The following is a 20,828-nucleotide window of genomic DNA, read 5'->3' on the forward strand; positions in this document are numbered from 1 at the left end:
CCCCCCCCCCCCCCCCCCCCCCCCCCCCCCCCCCCCCCCCCCCCCCCCCCCCCCCCCCCCCCCCCCCCCCCCCCCCCCCCCCCCCCCCCCCCCCCCCCCCCCCCCCCTTTTTAATGCTCCGGCGACCACCGAGATCTACACCCGAACGTTGTCGTCGGCAGCGTCAGATGTGTATAAGAGACAGCCTGGATAACAACCCGTACACGGTCTACAACAACAACGCCGAGTACCTGATCGGCAGCAAGCTCCACCCGTCCAGCTCGCGCAGCGCACCCTCCTGGACGATGGGTGCCAACTACACGATCAACGAGAACATGAGCGCGTACGGCCGCGTTAACCAGGGTGTATTCCTGCCGAGCTTCGATGATGTGGTGAACCTGGAAAGTCCGCCGATCGAAAAGATCCACAACGTCGAAGTGGGCTTCAAGTATCAGGCACCCTGGATCTTTGCCGACATCAGTGCGTATCGCCGCGTGTTCACCGGCGTGCCGTATTCAATCACCCTGGATACGGGACAGATCAATCTGGTGTACGGCTCGGTGACCAAGGGTCTCAATGCCGCCGTCACGGTCAAGCCGTTCCAGAACTTTTCGTTGGCGCTCAGCGGCAACTACATGGACGGCCATTACTCCGACTACGACGGTTGCGTGCCGTACGTGGCGCAGGATGGCAGCAACCAGTGCAGCACCATCAGCGGCATGCGCCTGGATCGCCAGCCCCAGGTGCAGTATCGCCTGACACCGTCGTACCTGATCCCGACCAGCTGGGGCAGCATGAAGCTCTGGCTGACCTACGAGTACGTAGGCAACCGCTATGGCGACCAGCTGCAACAACAGCCGCTGGGCAGCTATTACGACATTGCCATCGGCGCCATCGCCAACATCGGCAAGAACTGGATGGTGACCCTGCGTGGCACCAACATGACCAACCAGATCGGCATTACCGAAGGCAACGCGCGCCTGTTTGGCTTTGCCAGCGGTGGCGGCGTGATCCTGGCGCGCTCCATCGAGGGGCGCGAAGTGAACGTGCAGGTGAAATACCAGTTCTGATGAACTGCGTGGTGGCCGCCTGGCGAATTCGCTAGGCTGCACGGTGCCGGAGCCAGTCGCCGTGAGGCGCACTGGCTTGGGCATGTCGGAAGGACGCTCCGCGTGGCCCGCGCCCGTGGCGGAGCAGGGGACCCAGGAGTACGTTGTAATGTCATTGTTTTCCAAGCGCCGTATCGCCCTAGCCCTGGCGGCGGCCCTTACCCTGTCGGCCGGCGTACTATCGGCCGCCGCGCCCGCCGCCTCCACAGAGGTTGGGCAGCGCTATCTCGACGTGCTCGATATGCGAGGTGCACCGGCGGACGCCAGCGATCGCAGCTTCAACATTTTCTTCGATGCCGGCGCCTGGCACGGCTACAGCCTGCCGCCAGACAGCGATCGCAGCACCGGCTTCATCGGCCCCTTCGTTCATAGCCTGCATGGCGGCCAATGGGTGGGGTCTCACTTCGCACGTCTCGCGATACGCGAATCCAGTCAATCGCAGGACGCGCAACTCGTCGCCAAGGAAAGCCACGCCGGCGCAGGCTATTTGATGCGCCAGTTCTCCGGCGGTGGGCTCGATGTTCGCGAAACGCTGTTCTATCCGGATGCATGGCGCGCGCTGGTAATGATCGAGGTGTCGTCGGCGACGGCGCGCAGTCTTACCGCCGCCATCGAAGGCGATGTCCTGGCCGGATCATCCGTGCTCGCGACCGCCGATGATGGCGCGGTAGTGCAGACCTTTGCCGAATCGCATTCGCAGCTGACCACGCGCGCCTACCTTGTCGAGCCGAACAAGGTCCGCGCAACCCGCGCCGCGAATGGCTATCGCATCGCTTTCGACGCACCCATTCAGCTCCAGCCCGGCGAGACACGCACCCTCTTTGTCGAGCAGCAACTGGTCTACGATGCCCGCACCGATGTAGCGCCAACGCTGGACAGCGCCAACGCGTGGGCTGCCAATCGCGCGCGCTGGGCGGCGTACCTGGGCGCCGCCGCCACCAGTCACCTTGCCGGCGTACCGGATGATGTGGCGCAGCGCATCGACGTCAAAGCCATGCAGACGCTGCTCGGCAACTGGCGCGCGGCTCGTGGCGATATGCATCACGATGGGGTGATCCCTTCGTATTCCAACCCTGACTTCAACGGCTTCTGGGCCTGGGATTCGTGGAAGCACGCCGCCGCACTGGCGCACTTCGCGCCAGACCTGGCGCGCGACCAGGTGCGCGCCATGTTTGATTACCAGGGCGCCGATGGCATGGTTCCCGACTGCATCTACCTCGACAAGGCAGAGAACAACTGGCGCGACACCAAGCCGCCACTGGCGAGCTGGGCGACCCTGGAGATCTACCGCGCCACCCGGGATCGCGCCTTCGTTGCCGAGATGTACGACAAGCTGGTGCGCTACCACCGCTGGTGGTTTCAGGCCCGCGACCACGACCGTAACGGTCTGGCCGAGTACGGTGCCACCGATGGCACCCGAATCGCCGCCGCGTGGGAAAGCGGCATGGACAACGCGGTGCGTTTCGATCACGCCACAATGGTGAAGAATGGCGAAGGCGCCTGGTCGATCGACCAGGAATCGGTAGACCTCAATGCCTACCTCTATCGTGAAAAGCTTGAACTGGCCGAGCTGGCGAGCGTGCTGGGCAAGACGGCCGATCACGATGCATGGCTGAAGGAGGCGGCGGCGATGAAGCCCGCGATCCTGCAGCGCATGTTCGACCCGCAAGCCGGCTACTTTTTCGATGCGCGACTGGGCAAGAGCGAGCGTGTGCGTGTGTATGGCTCCGAGGGATGGGCGCCGCTCTGGGCAGGCATCGCCACGCCGGCGCAAGCCAAGGCGGTGTCCCGCGTCATGCTGGATCCGAACAAGTTCGCCACCTTTATGCCGTTCCCCACGCTCGCCAAAGACGATCCACGCTTCTCGCCCATCAAGGGCTACTGGCGCGGTCCGGTATGGATGGACCAGGCCTACTTCGGCGTGGAGGCATTGCGGCGCTACGGCTATCAGGCCGAGGCCGATAGCATGGCGCGTCGCCTTGTGCTGCACGCGCAAGGCCTCACGGAACAGGCGCCGATGTACGAGAACTACGATCCGCTGACGGGCAAGGGCTATCAATCGCCCAACTTCAGCTGGTCGGCCGCGAGCTATCTGTTGCTGCTGCGCGATACGGCCGATGGCGCGAAGGTGTCCCCCGATCAGCCATAACGAAAAAGGGCGGACACCCGGAGGTGTCCGCCCTTGGTGTCGATGCACTGGCTGGCCACGCGCCGCAGCCAGTGCGTGACTCGCGGCCTTACAGGCCCAGCAGCGATTCCGCCTTCACGTACGGCAGGTTGTGGGCCTCGGCCACCGGCTCGCAGGTCACCTTGCCGTCGGCCACGTTGAGGCCGTTGCGCAGGTGCACGTCCTGCGCCAGCGCCTTCTGCCAGCCCAGGTTGGCCAGGGCGAGGGTGAACGGCAGGGTCACGTTGTTCAGCGCAAACGTAGAGGTGCGCGCCACGGCGCCCGGCATGTTCGCCACGCAGTAGTGCACCACGCCATCGACCACGTAGGTGGGATCGGAGTGGGTGGTGGCGTGCGAGGTTTCCACGCAGCCGCCCTGGTCGATGGCCACGTCCACGATCACCGAGCCCGGCTTCATGGTGCGCACCATGTCATGCGAGACGAGCTTCGGCGCGGCGGCGCCCGGCACCAGCACGGTGCCGATCAGCAGGTCGGCGCGACGCACCAGCTCTTCGATGGCCGAGCGGGTGGAGAACACGGTGGAGATGGACGTGCCGAACTGGGTCGCCAGACGCTTGAGCGCGTCGGCCGAACGGTCCACCACGGTGACCTTGGCGCCCATGCCCACGGCGATGGTGGCCGCATGGGTGCCGGACACGCCGCCACCCAGGATCACTACCTCAGCGGCCGGCACGCCCGGCACACCGCCCAACAGCACGCCACGGCCACCCTGGGCCTTTTCGAGCGAATGCGCACCGACCTGCGGCGCCAGGCGACCGGCCACCTCGGACATCGGGGTCAGCAGCGGCAGCGAGCCATTCGCGGCGGTGACGGTTTCGTAAGCGATGCAGACGGCGCCCGAGTCGATCAGGTCCTTGGTCTGCTCGGCGTCCGGCGCCAGATGCAGGTAGGTGAACAGGATCTGGCCCTTACGGAGCTTCTTGCGCTCGACGGCCAGCGGCTCCTTCACCTTCACGATCATGTCGGCTTCGGCAAAGATCTGGTCCGCCGCGTCCACGATGGTCGCGCCGGCGGCGATGTAGTCGGCATCCGTGATGCCCGCGCCCAGGCCCGCGCCAGCCTGCACCAGCACCTGGTGGCCGTTGTGCACCAATTCCTGCACGGACGATGGGATAAGGCCTACACGGTATTCGTGGTTCTTGATTTCTTTCGGCACACCGATGCGCATCGTTCGAATCTCTCTAAAGGGAAGGGGCGCGACGCCGGGCGGCTGCGCCGGCGCAGCAGTATGATTGAGCTTTCAAGCAATTTGTCGCTGATTTACCATGTAAAAGACCGTTAAAGTCGAATCCAAAGTGGCATTTTTGCCTTAATCGTGAATTTTTATGCCAAGCCTGGAACAAGCCCTCGACGACCGCGATCGCGCCATTCTCCGGCTGCTCCAGCAGGACGGGCGACTGACCAATCTGGAGCTCGCGAGTCAGATAAACCTTTCACCGTCTGCCTGCCTGCGCCGGGTCAAATTGCTCGAAGACCGGGGGCTGATTTCCCGTTACGTGATGCTGGTGGACGAGAAAGCTGCCGGCCTGCCGGGTACCGCGTTTGTGCTGGTGACCCTGGACCAGCAGGGAAGGGCCGCGCTGGACGCGTTCGAAGAGGCCATTCAGCGCCATCCCGAAGTCACCGAGTGCTGCCTGCTGGCCGGCGCGGCCGACTACATGGTGCGCGTGGCCTATGCCAATTCCGCCGACTTCGAGCGCATTCATACCGAAATCCTGACCCAGTTGCCCGGCGTGGTCCGCGTGCAGTCGACCCTGGCGCTACGCACGGTCAAGAAGACCACCGCACTGCCAGTGTAGGCAGGCGCCCGTGACGGGCGCGGCTAGGGTGTGGCGGTGGCCTGACGAGGCCCTGCCGCCTTCGCGCGCACGCCGCATCGCCACTGCCGAATCCCGGGGCGTCGTTGAAGCGGGGCGCATTTCGCTATGCTCAAGGGCTAACGGCCATCGAGCCATCGGGACTTCGCAGGCGCGCCATGACCTCTGAACGCTTAACCGACCTCGCCCACGGTGGTGGCTGTGGCTGCAAGCTGGCTCCGGCAGTGCTGCAGCAGTTGCTCGCCGACAAGCCGGCCGCCATGCCTTTCGCCCAACTCCTGGTCGGCACCGAATCCAGCGACGACGCCGCGGTGTGGCAAGTGGACGAGCGCACCTGCGTCATCGCCACCACCGATTTCTTCATGCCCGTGGTGGACGACCCTTACGATTTCGGCCGCATCGCCGCTGCCAATGCTCTCTCGGACGTCTATGCCATGGGCGGCAAGCCGATCATGGCCCTGGCCATTCTTGGCATGCCGTTAGGCAAGCTGAGCGTGGATACGATGCGCGCCATTCTTGCCGGCGGTGAGGCAATATGCGCGCAGGCCGGCATACCGATTGCCGGTGGCCATTCCATCGACTCGGCCGAGCCCATCTATGGCCTCGCCGTAATCGGGCTATGCGCGCCGTCCAACGTACGCCGCAACGCCGATGCTCGGGCAGGCGATGCCCTGATCCTGACCAAGGGCATTGGCATAGGTATCTACTCGGCAGCCTTCAAGAAGCAGGCGCTATCCGAGGAGGCTTACGCGGAAATGTTGGCCTCGACCACCTTGCTCAATCGCATCGGTCACGTACTGGCCGAGGACGAGGATGTTCACGCGATCACCGATGTGACCGGTTTCGGCCTGCTGGGACACGGCATGGAGTTGGCGCGCGGCAGCGGCCTGCGCCTGCACATCGAACAGGCACGCATTCCGTTTCTCGTTCACGCCGAGGCGCTGGCCGAGGCTGGTTATGTCACTGGCGCATCGAAACGCAACTGGGCCAGCTACGGCGACGAGGTGAGCCTGCCGGATGACCTGCCGGAGTGGCGTCGCGCCTTGCTGACCGATCCGCAGACGTCGGGTGGCTTACTGGTCGCTTGCAAGGCCGAGCGTGCCGAGGCTGTTCGGGCGATGATCGAGCAAGCTGGGTACCCGCGTGCAAGCATCATCGGCTCGGTGACGGCGGGCGCGCCCGGCATCGAGGTGAGCTGAGCCATCGCGATATGGCGGAAGAGAGTGGGAGTCGAACCCACCCAAGGCAGTCAGACTGCCTCACCCGGATTTGAAGTCCGGACGCCCCACCGGAGACGATTCTCTTCCATGCGGCATGCTTACGGCGAAGTAGCTCCGAACAAATCGATGTACTGCGGCCGGATTCTGCGTAGCGTGCCGTGATTGAGCGTAACACCTTGCCGGTCGAAGAACTCCAGTATCTGGATCGCCACCTTTCGGCCATTGTCGAGCCGGTCGCGAAACTGCGCGGCGGTGAACCGGCCATCCGTCGCCTGTGCGGCGACGTCGGCGGCAATCCCCACCATCTCGTTCATCGTCGTGCGCAGAAAGAAGTGGTCGTGAGCGACTTCATCGACCAAACCCATGCGCGCCGAGAGCTTCATGAGCCGCCGAATCTCGGACTCTGGCCGCGCCAGCGCCGTAGCGATATCGCGCACCCTTGGCGGGCGAAAGCGAACGTCGCCATCAAGCCATGGGGAGATCTTTTGCCACGACGCCTCATGCTCGGGGCTCATCTGCAGCGCGTGAGTGGCCAATCGTACGAAGGCGCCATCGCGAGCCACCGATCCGGCGACATCGGCATGCTGCAGGGCCAGCGCAAAGGCTGCCGCAGGCAGTCTCGGCTGCAACGCCAACCGGAGTTTCTCACGTCCAATGCCTTGCAGATCCGGATGCGCGGCGTGAAACGCCGTCAAGTGCTCGATAAGGGCGGCGACGAAGGCCTGCCAGTGCGCCGGGTTGATCGCGATGCGTTCTTCGCCCGCAGCAAAGATCACCGGGGTGAGCGTGGTAACGATAGCTTCGAGCTTGGTGGCTGACAGCGCGCGATCCCGCGCGAACGCCGAGAGGTCCCAGGCAAACGGGGGCACGTCGAGCAACGCGGCAAAAGCAGCATGCGGCTCGCCGATGGAAAGCGCCGCACGCAAGGCTGCGCGCTCAAGCGTGCGCCGTTGGCGTGGAGGCGCGCGCAAGTCGAGAAAATGGCCGCCACCGATCGTGCGTTGCGCGGAAACATCCCGCAGCACAAAGCGGTCGAGTGCGGTGGCGGCAATCGGTCGACTCAGCACCAACTGGACATCGGCCGAGCCACCGGCCGACAACGGTGTGTCCTCCAGCAGCACGATGCGGGCGCCTACCTCGGCCGCCCCATGGTGCAGCCGTGCGGGAAACCATTGGCCGATAGGCTTTGGCTCACCCGGCAGTACATGCAGGCGAGCGTCGATGCGATCGGTCGGCTCATGCAGAGACGGATCGACCACCATGTCGCCACGGTGAATCGCGAGCTTGGCGATACCCTCGCCCGCGAGATTCAGCGCGCAGCGGTCGCCCGCGCGCCCGTATTCCACCGGCCGGTTCTGCGCATGCACCGAGCGCACACGCGCCGTCAGCCCGGACGGGCTCAGTCGCACCACGTCCTTGACGGCGACGACGCCGGACAACACCGTGCCCGTGACCGTGACGCCGATGCCGGGCAGGGTGAACACGCGATCGACGGCGAGGCGGAAGCGGCCGTCGGCGGCGCGCTCCCCCCGCCTGCGTGCTTCGCTGCACAGCCGCTCGCGCAGCACGTCGATACCCAGCCCGGAAACCGACGAAACGGGAAGGATGTCGGCGCCATCCAGCGCCGTGCCCGCCGTCGCTTGCCGGATCTGCGTGCTTACTTCCGCCAGCCGCCCTGCGGGAACCCGATCTGCCTTGGTCAGCGCAATCAAGCCGCGCCCGACACCCAATAGATCGAGAATGGCCAGGTGTTCCAGCGTCTGCGGCATGACGCCGTCGTCGGCCGCGACCACCAGCAGGGCGATATCGATGCCACTGGCCCCCGCCACCATGGTGTGAACGAAGCGCTCGTGACCGGGCACATCGATAAAGCCCAGGATGGAACCATCTTCGCTTGGCAGGTAGGCAAAGCCGAGGTCGATGGTGATGCCGCGTGTTTTCTCTTCTTTCAGGCGATCGCCATCGACGCCCGTCAAGGCTTTGACCAAGGAAGTTTTGCCGTGGTCGATATGACCTGCCGTACCGACAATCATGTGGCGTGCGCAGCCCCGTGATCGATATCGAGCTGAGCCAGCGACGCCAGGAACGACAGTTCGTCCGCTTCACCCAGGCAGCGCAAATCCAGTCGAAGGGCGCCGTCGGCGATACGCCCGATGATGGGCTTGGGAAGCGCGCGCAGCGCGGCGGATAAACTCTCCAGCGCGTGCTGGCTACCGCGCGAGCGAACCAGCAGTGCCGCACTGGGGAGCGTATCGAGCGGCAAGGATCCCGAGCCCACCTGGCTGAGGCATTCACCCACGCTCACCGCGAAGGCGTCGCCGAGTCGCTCGGCGACCATCGGCTGCAGGCGGTTCGCTTGCATCTCGATATCGGCATGATCGCGCACCAGAAAGCGCAGAGTGGGCAAGCGCTCGGCAAGACGATCCGGATCGCGATAGAGGCGGAGCGTGGCTTCGATCGCCGCCAGGCGCACCTTGTCCACGCGTAACGCGCGTTTCAAGGGATTGCGGTTGATCTGCTCGATAAGTGCGCGCTTTCCGACAATGAAGCCTGCCTGAGGTCCACCCAGCAGCTTGTCACCGGAAAAGGTAACCAGCGATGCGCCTTCGGCAACAGCCTGGCGCACCGTAGGCTCCTTGGCCAGCCCATGGCGAGAAAGATCGACGAGGGTGCCCGAACCCAGGTCGTTCAGCAGCGGAACGCCGGCATCGGCCGCCATCGCCGCCAATTCATGCGCGCTCACTTCCGCCGTGAAGCCCTGAATCCGGTAGTTCGATGTATGTACCTTCAGCACCACGCCCGTACTTTCGTTGAAGGCTTGGCGGTAGTCCGTGGGATGCGTGCGATTGGTGGTGCCCACCTCGACCATGCATGCACCGGCCCGCGCCATAATGTCGGGCATGCGGAAGGCACCGCCGATTTCGATCAGCTCCCCGCGTGAGACCACGGCCTCGCGTCCGAGCGCAAGGGTATTAAGACAAAGCAGCACGGCCGCCGCGTTGTTGTTGACCACGGTAGCGTCTTCCGCGCCGGTCAACTCGCAGAGCAGGGCGCGCAGGTGATCGTCGCGCTCGCCGCGCTCACCGTCCGCCAGGTCGTATTCAAGCGCCACCGCATGACGCATGGCATCTACCGCCGCATCGATCGCCGCCTCGGCGAGCATGGCGCGACCAAGATTGGTGTGCAGCACCGTACCCGTGAGGTTGAACAGCGGACGCAGCCCGGACGACTGTGACTCCAGGCAAGCGAGGGCACGTTGCGCCAGTTCGCTCGCACTGGGCGCCGCGGCCGGCGCGGCGCGCAAGGTCTTGCGTGCATCCTCGATGACCTGGCGGATGGCATCGGTCGCAACGATGCGCCCGTGCCGCTCCAGCAACAAAGCCGCCTCGGCCGTCGCCAGCACGGTAGCGACCGCGGGCAGATGGCGCAGGGGGCTTGCCTGGGATTCCGTCATGACATTCATCCAATGGCGTTGTCGATGTATCCCGGCCCCGAGCCGCATACGCGGCCACCGAGCCAGGCCAGATCAGATCCTATGCTGCGGCGCGGATTGGGGCAGGGTCAAGGCGAGATCGCACGTCACCCCATTCCCGCACGCACGCCCGGGATTCGTCGACGCCTTACCGGAGTCGATTGAAGCGCCGCTCCGATCCGTAGTGACTTTGCCAAGATGCCGTAGCATGCTGAGCGCATGGCTGTTCGCGCAGCCACCAAGGTCTTGCCCTCCGCAGCGCAGCCGGCGTGCGGCGACCAGCGGGCAATGTCGTGCCCTGTAGGGCCGTGATGTCCTGCTGTTCGCAGGGGGAAGGATGTCCACCGCTACGCAAACCGCGCGCACCGTGCGTGTCTCCGTGTTGGTATTTGTATTGCTGGCGATCGCCGGCCTGTTTTATGTGAAGTGGCATCCGTATTACGGTCGCGCCCTGGTGGCGGCCACCCAGCATTCGATCGGCCATTCCATCCTGATGGGTGAGGCCGCCAGTGCGCCGGCACCCTCGTGGAGCGCGGCACTTGATTACGCACTGAGCTACGGCAAGGCCATCTGGCAAGCCATGGTGCTGGGGCTGTTGCTCGGCTCGGGCATCCAGGCATTGCTGCCGATGAACTGGGTTAAGCGCGTGCTAGGTAGTCGCGGCATTGGCAGCGTACTGGCCGGCGGCCTGCTCGCCATGCCGGGAATGATGTGCACCTGTTGCGCGGCACCCGTGGTAGTGGGGTTGCGCAAACAACAAGCCGCGCCCGGCGCCGCGGTGGCGTTCTGGCTGGGCAACACCACCTTAAACCCGGCAACGCTGATCTTTACCGGCTTTGTGCTCGGCTGGCATTGGACCTTGCTGCGCGTGCTGCTGGGCGTGCCCATGGTATTTGGCCTGGGCTACCTGGCCGACAAGATAACGGCACCCGGCTCAACGGTGACGGTGGATGCATCGCCCGTGGAGGCGGAGCCACGCTCCCTGGCCGACGTGGGGCGGCGCTGGCTGCAGATCTTCTTGCGGATGGCCGCCAGGTTGATCCCCGAGTACGTGGTGATCGTTCTGCTGCTCGGCGCAGTGCGTGCATGGATGTTTCCGCACATCGGGCCGGCCATTGGCGATCAATGGCTATGGATCGTCGCACTGGCGCTTGCCGGCATGCTCTTCGTTATCCCGACGGCGGGCGAGGTGCCTATCGTGCAGGCCATGCTGGCCCTTGGCATGGGAGGCGGGCCGGCAGCCGCGTTGTTGATGACCTTGCCGCCCGTCAGCCTGCCATCGCTGGCCATGCTGTCGCGCTCTTTTCCGATGCGCGCGTTGATGATGGTTGCCGCGGCGGTGGTCGGCTTTGGCATACTCGCCGGATTGATCGCGGCGATCACGGGGATGCGCTGAAATCGCCCCGCATGGAGGATGCCATGCGGGGCGCCATGTACTATGCGACCGCGTCGCCTTCACCTACCAGCAGCAGCGGATTGGGAGCATGTCGCGCATATCCCGCATCGGCGACCAATAGATCCAGCCCCAGTGAGGCGAGGTCATCCGCATACGGATCGACCTGCGTGTCCTGCAGTTGATAGAGCAGCTTGGTATAGGTGTGGCATTCGTCGCAGGTCTCCGCCTTGACCACGCCGGCGTCGCCCTCGATACCTTGCAATAGCAGTTGGCGTGTACCACCACAGGTGATGCACACCGCACGCACGTGGTTCCAAGCCGTAGAGCACAGCGAGCAATACAGATAGCGCGTGCCGGGCGTGAGGCCGCTGGCCGTGATCACGCCCGCTACGGACGGCGAGCCGCAGCAGGGGCAGAGGCCTCGCTCCTCAAGCAATCGTAGATTCTCAACGTTCAAGCGCGCCGCCGAGCAGGTGAAATAGACCTGCAAAGCCGCAACCACATACACGGCAGGGCCAGCCTCCGTGGCAGCCAAGCCATCGCGAAGGAAGTGATCGGCCAACCTTTCCAGGGCCACGTCGTCGCTTCGCCGCAGCTGATGGATGGCATCCAGCGCGGCCGGCGGCAGTTCGCCACGCTCGATGTGATCGAGCAGCAGGGTCAAACCCTCACGCCAAGACGCTTCACGGCGAAGTCCGTCCGCCGCCAGGGGCGGAAGGCGCGCATCCACCGATTGCGATACCGTCGCGGCATTAAGTGTTGCGGCAGGGGCGAGGCTGGCGGCAACCGCGCACTGCGCCCGGGTCAGTCGCGCAATGAAGTGCAACCAGGCTTGCAGTGGATGCCCAGGGGCCAGCTGCTCCAGCCGTTGCGCCGCGGCGGTGAAGCGTTGAACCGGATCGGGCAGTTGGATCGGTTCGGGTGCCTTGACGCCGGCATGTGCCGGCCCGGTCCATTTTCCGGTAGGTGGTGCTCCAGCCTGCTTCACGGACGCTTCCTGATCACGTTCTTACCGTGCTGGCCGGAGGCCAGTTCCCATAGCCACTTGCGGTGATGACGCCAAGCCCACCCGGGTGTCACATAGCCCTGGGTCATGGCCCGCACCGAGTTGCGAATCCAGATGGCGGCGTACACGTGAACGACCCAGACGATGATGGCCGCGATGGCCGCCAGGCTGTGAATCAGCACCGCCACGCGCTGCACCGGGATGGAGGTGGCCGCACCGAAATACACCTCCCACATCAGGATGCCACTGAAGAACAGCACGGGAATCAACAAGGTCATCGACCAGAACACCAGCTTCTGCCCGGCGTTATTGCGACCCACCGGGGGCACGTGCTCCTCGTCGTTGGTCACCACGTACTTCATCGAGTCCATCCACGCGGCGTCATCCTTGTTCGGCAGGTTCTCGCGCCAGAACTGAATGATCAAGCCGATATAGCTGAGCAAGAGCAGGATGCCGATCCATGGATGTGCGGCGCGCATCCATTGGCCGCCGCCGAACAGCTCGGAAAAAAAGAACAGCATGGGGTGAAACATCGCCAGGCCCGACAGCGTAAGCAGCACAAAGCAGATCGCGGTAATCCAGTGATTGACGCGGTTGAGCGCGGTGTAGCGGATGATGACGGTCTTCGGGCGGCTCATGGGGTGTTCTCCTTTTCCCGCAGCGCGCGCTCGCCCTCGACCTCATCTTCTTCAGTGACCTCGTTCGGGCCGACCGTCACCGAGTGGAAGAAGCCGGCGAGGGCGGCAAGCCCGATGCCGATCAGCGCCAACGGTTTGATGACACCCTTCCAGGCGCTCACCACGGGACTGATGCGCGGCTTGTCCGGCAGGCCGGAGTACAACGACGGCTTGTCGGCATGGTGTAGTACGTACATCACGTGCGTACCGCCGACTTCCTGCGGATCGTAAAGGCCTGCCTTGTCGAAGCCGCGCGACTTCAGCTCGTCGATACGCTCGCCGGCCCAGTGCTTCATGTCCGTCTTCGAGCCGAACATGATGGCGCCGGTGGGGCAGGCTTTGACGCAGGCCGGCTCCAGGCCGACCGACACACGATCAGAGCAAAGCGTGCATTTGTAGGACTTGTGATCGGTCTTGCTGATGCGGGGGATGTCGAACGGGCAGCCCTTTACGCAGTAGCCGCAGCCGATGCATTTGTCGCTGATGAAGTCGACGATGCCATTGGCGTACTGCACAATGGCCCCGCGCGCGGGGCAGGCCTTGAGGCAACCCGGGTCTTCGCAGTGCATGCAGCCATCCTTGCGGATTAGCCATTCCAGGTTGCCTTGTTCGTTCTCGTACTCGGCGAACTTCATCAGGGTCCAGACGCTGGGGCCCAGGTCGGCCGGGTTCTGGTAGGAGCCCTCGAAGTGACCGATCTCCGGCCGCAAGTCGTTCCACTCCATGCATGCTGACTGGCAGGCCTTGCAGCCAATACAGCGGCTGACATCGATAAGCTTGGCGACTTCCTCCTCGTGATTGCGCGCCGAGGGAGGCGTCATGGTCGACGCGGAGCGGCGGATATAGTCTTGCGATTGCAGGTCTGACATGACTATGTCCTCAGGCTGCCGGAGCCGTGGTCTTTTCAACGTTGACCAGGAACGCCTTGAATTCCGGCGTCTGCGTATTGGCATCGCCGACCGATGGCGTGAGCGTATTGGCGCCGTAGCCCTTCCTGGCTTGCCCGGTGAAACCCCAGTGGATGGGCACGCCAATCACATGGGTTGGCTTGCCATCGACTGCGAGCGGCTTGATGCGCTTGGTCACATAGGCCTTGCACACCACCTCGCCACGCTTGGACGACACCTTTACCCAGCCGCCTTGCTCAATGCCTTTCTCCTTGGCCAGCACCTCGCCGATCTCGATGAACTCCTCGGGCTGGAGGATGGCGTTGATGAGCGCGTGCTTGGTCCAGTAATGGAAGTGCTCGGTGAGGCGGTAGGTGGTAGCCACATAAGGGAAGTGCTCGGGCGTGCCGAAGGCCGCGCGATCATCGGAAAACACGCGGGCGACCGGGTTGGCGCTCACCTTGGGATGCAGCACATTGGCTGCCGGTGACTCCATCGGCTCGTAATGCTCAGGGAACGGGCCGTCGGCCATTTGGTCGCGCGCAAACAGTCGCCCCAAGCCCTCGGCGTTCATGATGAATGGGCCGACACCATCGGATGGCTTCACCGTGGGGCCGTAGTCGGGTACATCGATACCCACCCAGCGCATGCCATTCCAGGAAATGATCGGCTTGGCCGGATTCCATGGTTTGCCATCCGGATCGGCACTGGCGCGGTTGTACAGGATGCGTCGATTGGCCGGCCACGCCCACGCCCAATTGGGGGCGATGCCTTGCTCGCGCGGATCGGTGGCGTCGCGCCGCGCCATCTGGTTGCCCTTCTCGGTAAAGCTGCCGGCGAATATCCAGCAACCGGAGGCCGTCGTGCCATCGTCACGCAGCTGGGCAAACCCATCGAGCAGGGTGCCCCCCTTGGTGACTGCGCCACTGGTTGCGTCGGTGAGATCGGCCAGTGCTCGGCCATTCATCTCCTTGGAAAGTTCCTCCGGGTCCGGATTGTTCGGATCGGTGTATTTCCAGGTGAGGTTCAAGAGCGGGTCGGCAAACGCGCCGCCTTCCTTGCGATACAGATCCCGCAGGCGATGGAACAGGCCCGTCATGATCCAGATGTCGGACATGGCCTGGCCCGGTCCGTCGGCCGCCTTCCAGTGCCATTGCAGCCAGCGCGCCGAATTGACCAGCGAGCCGTTTTCCTCGGCAAAGCACGTGGTGGGCAACTGGAACACTTCCGTCTGGATTTCGGCGGACTTGGCCGGGTTCTGCGGGCCAAAATCCTGCCAGAAGCGCGAGGTCTCGGTGTCCAGCGGGTCCATGGTGACCAGGAACTTCAGCTTGCTGAGCCCGCGACGGATCTTGCCGCGGTCAGGAAACGCCTGCAGCGGGTTGAAGCCCTGGCAGATGTAGCCGTTGATCTGGCCGCTATTCATCATCTCGAAGGCCTTGATGATGTCGTACAGCGGCACGTCCAGCTTGGGCAGCCAGTCGTACGCCCAGTTGTTGTCCTGGGTTGCCGCATCGCCGTAGATGGCCTTCTGCAGGCTGACCACGAACTTGCGGTAATTCTGCCAATAGCTGGTCTGGCCCGGCCGCAAAGGCTTGTACAGCTTCGTCTTCATGTATTCGTCGAAGCTGGTTTCCTTTTCGTTGGGCAGGTTGAGATAACCCGGCATCAAGTTGGAAAGCAGGCCGATATCGGTCAAGCCTTGAATGTTGGAGTGACCGCGCAGGGCATTCATGCCTCCACCGGCCACGCCGATATTGCCCAGCAACAACTGGATCATCGCCATGGTGCGGATGTTCTGCGCACCCACCGAGTGCTGGGTCCAGCCCAGGGCGAACAGGCTGGTCATGGCCTTGTCCGGCGCCGCCGTGGCGGCCACCAGCTCGCAGATGTGCAGGTACTTGTCCTGCGGCGTGCCGCAAATGCGCGACACCATGTCCGGCGTGTAGCGGGAAACATGCTCTTTGAGCAGGTTGATGACGCAGCGCGGGTTCTGCCAGGTGTCGTCCGACTTGGCAAAGCCGTCCTGGTCGAACTCGTAGTCCCAGCTGGACTTGTCGTAGCTGTGCTTCTCTTCGTTGTAGCCGCTGAACAGGCCTTCGTTGAACGCGAAACCATCCTTCACGATCAGGCCGGCATTGGTATAGGCGCGCACGTATTCGTGCTGGATCGCGTCCTTTTCCAGCAGGTAGCGAATCAGCCCGTTGAGGAATGCGATGTCCGTCCCCGGTCGGATGGGGGCGTAGTAATCGGCCACCGACGCCGTGCGGGTAAAGCGCGGATCGACCACGACCAGCTTGGCGCCGTTCTCGATCTTGGCCTCGATGACCCATTTGAAGCCGCAAGGATGCGCTTCGGCAGCGTTGCCACCCATGACGATAACGAGATTGGCGTTCTTGATGTCCTGCCAGGTGTTGGTCATCGCACCGCGACCGAATGATGGGGCCAGACTGGCCACCGTCGGTCCGTGTCAGACGCGCGCCTGGTTGTCGAACACCACCATGCCGAGCGAACGGGCTACCTTCCACGTGAGGTAGGCGGTTTCGTTGGACGATGCCGACGCCGCCAGCATGCCGGTGCTGGTCCAGCGATTGACGGTGGTGCCGGCCGCGTTCTGCGTCATGAAGTGCTTGTCGCGATCGTCCTTCATCAGGCGAGCGATGCGATCCAGTGCAAAATCCCAGGACACTTCCTTGAACTCGGTGCCCCCTGGCGGCCGATACCGCGGCGCCTTCAGGCGGGTAGGCGCATGCACGATATCGAGCAGGGCCGAACCCTTCGGGCACAGCGTGCCTCGATTCACCGGGTGATCCGGGTCGCCTTCGATATGGATGATGTTGGAGCGGGCATTCTTGGCACGATCGCCCATGCTGTAGATCAGAATGCCGCACGCTACCGAGCAATACGTACAGGTGTTACGCGTCTCGGTGGCGTGGGTGAGCTTGAAGGGCCGCACGGCGGCGGCTTGCGCCTCGCCCGAGGCCCCAAAGCCGAGCACGCCCAGGCTGGACGCAGCCAACCCCAAGCCGGTGAATTTGATGAACTCGCGACGGGTGAGTGCCATCGTTGTTGCTCCCGGGAAATCTGGCTAAACATGCCGCCCGGGTAAAGGGGCGGACGTGGCTCGTACTACTCCCTGAAGGCAACGGGACGCGTCCCGTTGGCTAGGCAAAAGTTAGCATAAGTTGGGCACGCTCCGTTCGCTTGTCATTGGGAGGAATGACGGTACGTCGGATGCGACAGGGCTTAGCCGTGGGTGGATACCTCAGGCCGCCATATGGCGTGTCGTATGGATGCCGAACCGATTGTGAGGGGCACCTTCACACAATGGGCTTTATGACAGCATCGTCAAAAAGACTTGGTGTCCTGGCGCGGCTGCGCACATACTTCAAGCCATGCGCCGAGGCTCGGCTCGACGTCGACAGGCAGGGCGATTGTTAACGCGACGTAATGTCTCCAACGCCTGGAAGACAGGCCCACGCCCCGATAAGGAATGGAGTGCAGTGTCCGTGGTTTGCAGTTCCCCGCCTGGGCGGGAAAACGCGCTCGCTTCACCGCCTCCGGAGCGGCGAGGGGACGACGTGCCCGTGCTGACCGATCGCTACGGCCGTCGCTTTCCGTATTTGCGCCTATCGGTCATTCCAGCGTGCAACTTCCGCTGCACCTATTGCCTGCCGAAGGGCTATCACGCCGCACCGGGCATGGCCGCGCCACTGGACCTGCCTGAGATCGCGCGACTTCTTCGCGGCTTCGCGGCGGTCGGCATGCACAAGCTGCGCATCACCGGTGGCGAACCCTCCGTGCGCCATGACCTCACCGACGTGCTGCGCACCGCCGCCGCCGTACCTGGCGTACGCAAGCTGGCCATGACCACCAACGGGACCTTGCTTTCGCGGCGCCTCAATGAGTGGATGGATGCGGGACTCAACGCCATCAACGTCAGCGTGGATAGTCTCGACCCGGCCCGCTTTGCGCGCATCACCGGTCACGACCGCCTTGCTGACATCCTGGATGGCATCGATATGGCGGTGGCGGCCGGACTTCCCGCGGTCAAGCTCAACGCGGTGCTGCTGCGCGACGTGAACGACCGCGAGCTACCCGCGTGGCTCGACTATTTACGCGATCGGCCGATAGGCCTGCGCTTTATCGAGCTGATGCAGACTGGCGACAATCTCGGTTTTTTCCGCGAACACCATGTACGCGCTGAGCTACTGGAGGCCCAACTGCAGGCCTCGGGCTGGCAGGCGCTTCCGCGCGCAGCCGATGCAGGCCCGGCGCGCGAGTATCAGCATGCCGACTATGCCGGACGCATCGGCATCATTGCGCCGTACTCGAAAGATTTCTGCGGCGGCTGCAACCGATTGCGCGTTACGGCCACGGGCGACCTCCGCCTGTGCCTTTTTGGTGAGTTCGGCATCCCGCTGCGCCCGCTATTGCAGGCCGACGAGCAACTGGACGAGTTAGTGCGCGCCATCGGTGGCCAGCTCGTGCGCAAGGAAGAGACACACCACTTGCACCAAGGCCGTACCGGCATCACTCCTCATTTGGCATCTACCGGAGGCTGATTCATGCCCGAGCGCGAACCGCGCGCCCATTTCCATATGGCAGACGTGCGCCGCAAGCGCGCCACCGCGCGCCGCGCCGTGGCCGTGGGCGAGCTGCAGGCAGGCGACGCGTACGACGCCATCGCACAGGGGCGACTGCCCAAAGGCGACGCCATCACCATGGCGGAGATCGCTGGCCTGCAAGGCGCCAAGAATGCCTCGCAGCTCATGCCGCTGTGCCATCCGCTGCCGCTGGAGTACATCGATGTTCGCTGCGAATGCGTGGCCGCGCGCCAGGCTATTCGCGTTTATTGCGAGGTAGCGACGTTCTCCCGTACCGGGGTGGAGATGGAAGCCCTGGCCGGCGTCAGTGCGGCCCTGCTCACGCTCTACGACCTGACCAAGCCCGTGCAGCCTGCCTTGTCGCTGGGCGGCGTCCGCCTGCTGTTCAAGGAAGGCGGCAAGAAAGGGCTGTGGCTTCACCCGGATGGCATGAGCGAGGCGGAGCGCGAGCACTATCGCCCCCGTACGCCCGCCCGCCTGGATGGCGTAACCGCGGCCGTGATCACACTCAGCGATCGCGCCAGTCGCGGCGACTACCAGGATGTCTCCGGTCCCACCCTGGTCGATCGCTTGCGTACCCTGGGGGCTGATACGGCACGGGCCGAGCTGCATGCCGATGAAGCAGAGCCGCTGGCTGCGCGCCTGCGTGAACTGGCCACCACCGGCACCCAGCTCGTACTTTGCACGGGCGGCACCGGATTGGGCCCGCGCGATCGCACGCCGGAGGCGCTGTCCATGGTGGCCGATCGACATGTAGCCGGCATTGGCGAGCTATTCCGCAGCGAAAGCAGCCAACACACGCTCATGGCCTGGCTGAGCCGCACCGACGCGGTACTGATCGACCGCACGCTGGTGATCGCCTTGCCGGGTAGCGCCAAGGCGGTGGCGGAAGGCATGGACATTCTCGCGCCCATCCTCGGTCATGCCCTGCACATGGCGGCCGGCGAGGGCCACGCATGAGTCACGCTTTGCTTGATCCTGCCGATGCATTGCAGATCATCCGGGAAGCCTCCACGCAGACGCCGACCGAAAGCTGCCCCGGCGCCGCCGTGCTGGGCCGCATACTCCGACAGCCGGTGGTGAGTGCCAGCGATCTGCCGCCGTTCGACAATTCGGCGATGGATGGTTACGCGCTCGGCGGCGGGGTTGAGCCGTTACGCGCCGGTTCCGAATGGGGGATCGAAGGCGAACAAGCCGCGGGCGATGCGATGCGCGGCAACGCGCATGGCGCCTGGGAGATCATGACCGGCGCCCGCATGCCCGATGGACTCGATCGGGTCATTCCGCTGGAACAGACCGAGCGCCTGGACAACCCGCCGCGCACGCGTTTACTGGCCGACGTGGCCGCTGGGCAGAACGTGCGCTTCGCTGGCTCCGACGTAGCTGCCGGCACATCGGTCATGGCCGCCGGCACCTTGCTGGCACCGCAGCACCTCATGCTGCTGGCTGCGCTCGGCGTGGATAGCGTCCAAGTAGCCGCAAGGCCGCGCGTGGCCGTGCTCTGCACAGGCCGCGAACTGGTCGATCACCCCACGACACCCCTGGCAGCGGGGCAGATCCGCAATTCCAACGGACCTTTTCTCACCGCTCGACTGCCGCTGGCCGGCGCCGACCTGACGCATGCCGAAACCGTGGGCGATGACGTCGATGCTTTTGTCGCGGCGGTCGCACGTGCGCGTACCTCGGGCGCGCAGGTAATCATCTCCACCGGCGCGGTGTCCATGGGGCGCTACGATTTTGTGCCGGTCGCGTTGCAACAACTGGGCGCGCAGGTACTGTTCCACAAGGTGGCGATTCGACCGGGCAAGCCTTTGCTGTTTGCGCGACTGCCCGACGGCACCTTGTTCTTCGGGCTGCCCGGCAATCCCGTGGCGGTGGCCGTGGGGCTGCGCTTCTTTGTGGAGCCCGCGCTGCGCACCATGCTGGGCCTGTCACCGGAGCGGCCGTGGCAGGTGCCCTTGGCTGCGGCGTATTCCAAGAAGCCGCGCTTGGACATGTATTTGAAATCACGGCTTGAGATCAATCGGCAAGGGCAGTTGGCCGCCATTGCACTGACAGGGCAGGAGTCCTACCGCATCCGCCCGCTTGCCGAGGCGAATGCCTGGATCAGAATCCCGCTGGAGGCCAGTGAGTTGCCAGCGGGATCACCAGTAGATGTCTATGGCCCAGGTCATTTGGAAAGCCCTTCATGGGTGTGGAGCAGCGGCGAATGAATGTTCGAATTGCACTCTATGGGGCGCTGCGCGAAGCAGATCCACGCGGCTACCTTGAGGTAGACGTGCCGCCGGACAGCACCATCGCCACCTTGCGCGAGCTGCTGACGGAGCACCTGCGCGACCATGCCCCCGCAATCAATGCTGGGCTGGTGCGGGTATCGGCATTCGCCAGTGCGGACGAAATTCTCCACAACCATCGCAAGGTCCCGGAAAATCTTGAGCTGGCGGTACTGCCCCCGGTGAGCGGAGGCTGA

16 protein-coding genes and 1 tRNA gene are annotated in these 20,828 nt (G+C 64.2%); 9 read left to right on the top strand and 8 right to left on the bottom strand.

The genetic code is table 11. From position 1 onward, the window contains the following. Positions 1-167 precede the first annotated feature (167 nt). Together JHD67_RS12180 and JHD67_RS12185 are read left to right on the top strand one after the other, a co-directional pair. Positions 168-1,049, top strand: a complete 882-nt coding sequence (locus tag JHD67_RS12180; RefSeq protein ID WP_199099453.1) for a TonB-dependent receptor — start codon at positions 168-170, stop codon at positions 1,047-1,049. Positions 1,050-1,197: 148 nt separating this feature from the next. Then, complete coding sequence (locus tag JHD67_RS12185) at positions 1,198-3,237, top strand: trehalase family glycosidase (RefSeq protein ID WP_199099454.1); 2,040 nt, start codon at positions 1,198-1,200, stop codon at positions 3,235-3,237. A gap of 88 nt (positions 3,238-3,325) precedes the next feature. On the opposite strand, the gene ald is transcribed toward JHD67_RS12185, so the two are convergent. Further along, positions 3,326-4,444 carry an alanine dehydrogenase gene (ald, locus tag JHD67_RS12190; protein ID WP_199099455.1) on the bottom strand — a complete coding sequence of 373 codons (1,119 nt, stop codon included), beginning with the start codon at positions 4,442-4,444 and terminating at the stop codon, positions 3,326-3,328. A 157-nt stretch (positions 4,445-4,601) separates the two neighbouring features. On the opposite strand from ald, the gene JHD67_RS12195 reads away from it, so the two are divergent. Together JHD67_RS12195 and selD are read left to right on the top strand one after the other, a co-directional pair. After that, positions 4,602-5,075 (top strand): Lrp/AsnC family transcriptional regulator, encoded by a 474-nt coding sequence (locus JHD67_RS12195; protein WP_199099456.1) that lies wholly within the window; start codon positions 4,602-4,604, stop codon positions 5,073-5,075. 176 nt (positions 5,076-5,251) lie between these two features. Then, positions 5,252-6,292: a selenide, water dikinase SelD gene (gene selD / locus JHD67_RS12200; RefSeq protein ID WP_199099457.1), complete on the top strand. Its 1,041-nt coding sequence runs from the start codon at positions 5,252-5,254 to the stop codon at positions 6,290-6,292. A 12-nt stretch (positions 6,293-6,304) separates the two neighbouring features. On the opposite strand, the gene JHD67_RS12205 is transcribed toward selD, so the two are convergent. From JHD67_RS12205 to selA, 3 genes are all read right to left on the bottom strand, one after another. Beyond that, positions 6,305-6,400: transfer RNA gene (locus JHD67_RS12205), tRNA-Sec, on the bottom strand. 11 nt (positions 6,401-6,411) lie between these two features. Continuing rightward, the gene (gene selB, locus JHD67_RS12210; protein ID WP_199099458.1) at positions 6,412-8,346 is read right to left on the bottom strand and encodes a selenocysteine-specific translation elongation factor; all 1,935 of its coding nucleotides are present in this window, start codon (positions 8,344-8,346) and stop codon (positions 6,412-6,414) included. Further along, positions 8,343-9,767: an L-seryl-tRNA(Sec) selenium transferase gene (gene selA / locus JHD67_RS12215; protein WP_233171848.1), complete on the bottom strand. Its 1,425-nt coding sequence runs from the start codon at positions 9,765-9,767 to the stop codon at positions 8,343-8,345. Before selA ends, selB begins: the two co-directional genes overlap by 4 nt. A 355-nt stretch (positions 9,768-10,122) precedes the next feature. On the opposite strand from selA, the gene JHD67_RS12220 reads away from it, so the two are divergent. Next, positions 10,123-11,181, top strand: coding sequence for a permease (locus tag JHD67_RS12220; protein ID WP_199099460.1), 1,059 nt, complete (start codon positions 10,123-10,125; stop codon positions 11,179-11,181). Positions 11,182-11,221: 40 nt separating this feature from the next. On the opposite strand, the gene fdhE is transcribed toward JHD67_RS12220, so the two are convergent. Genes fdhE through fdnG form a run of 4 tightly spaced genes read right to left on the bottom strand, consistent with a single transcriptional unit; the run spans position 11,222 to position 16,815 of the window. Further along, positions 11,222-12,169, bottom strand: a complete 948-nt coding sequence (fdhE, locus tag JHD67_RS12225) for a formate dehydrogenase accessory protein FdhE (RefSeq protein WP_199099461.1) — start codon at positions 12,167-12,169, stop codon at positions 11,222-11,224. Next, the gene (locus JHD67_RS12230; RefSeq protein ID WP_199099462.1) at positions 12,166-12,825 is read right to left on the bottom strand and encodes a formate dehydrogenase subunit gamma; all 660 of its coding nucleotides are present in this window, start codon (positions 12,823-12,825) and stop codon (positions 12,166-12,168) included. Before JHD67_RS12230 ends, fdhE begins: the two co-directional genes overlap by 4 nt. Continuing rightward, positions 12,822-13,733: a formate dehydrogenase subunit beta gene (gene fdxH / locus JHD67_RS12235; RefSeq protein ID WP_199099463.1), complete on the bottom strand. Its 912-nt coding sequence runs from the start codon at positions 13,731-13,733 to the stop codon at positions 12,822-12,824. The genes JHD67_RS12230 and fdxH overlap by 4 nt, the downstream gene beginning before the upstream one ends. Positions 13,734-13,743: 10 nt before the next feature. After that, positions 13,744-16,815, bottom strand: a complete 3,072-nt coding sequence (fdnG, locus tag JHD67_RS12240; RefSeq protein ID WP_199099464.1) for a formate dehydrogenase-N subunit alpha — start codon at positions 16,813-16,815, stop codon at positions 13,744-13,746. Between the two features lie 517 nt (positions 16,816-17,332). Here fdnG and moaA point away from each other — a divergent pair. The 4 genes from moaA to JHD67_RS12260 are packed head-to-tail and all read left to right on the top strand — an operon-like array spanning position 17,333 to position 20,828. Then, positions 17,333-18,316, top strand: a complete 984-nt coding sequence (moaA, locus tag JHD67_RS12245; RefSeq protein ID WP_343214354.1) for a GTP 3',8-cyclase MoaA — start codon at positions 17,333-17,335, stop codon at positions 18,314-18,316. Between the two features lie 3 nt (positions 18,317-18,319). Then, entirely contained in the window at positions 18,320-19,318 is a 999-nt protein-coding gene (moaCB, locus tag JHD67_RS12250; RefSeq protein ID WP_233171849.1) for a bifunctional molybdenum cofactor biosynthesis protein MoaC/MoaB, read from the top strand. Further along, complete coding sequence (glp, locus tag JHD67_RS12255) at positions 19,315-20,571, top strand: gephyrin-like molybdotransferase Glp (RefSeq protein WP_233171850.1); 1,257 nt, start codon at positions 19,315-19,317, stop codon at positions 20,569-20,571. The genes moaCB and glp overlap by 4 nt, the downstream gene beginning before the upstream one ends. Continuing rightward, entirely contained in the window at positions 20,568-20,828 is a 261-nt protein-coding gene (locus JHD67_RS12260; protein WP_199099466.1) for a MoaD/ThiS family protein, read from the top strand. The genes glp and JHD67_RS12260 overlap by 4 nt, the downstream gene beginning before the upstream one ends.

The organism is Dyella sp. ASV21 (assembly GCF_016428975.1).
GTDB lineage: Bacteria > Pseudomonadota > Gammaproteobacteria > Xanthomonadales > Rhodanobacteraceae > Dyella.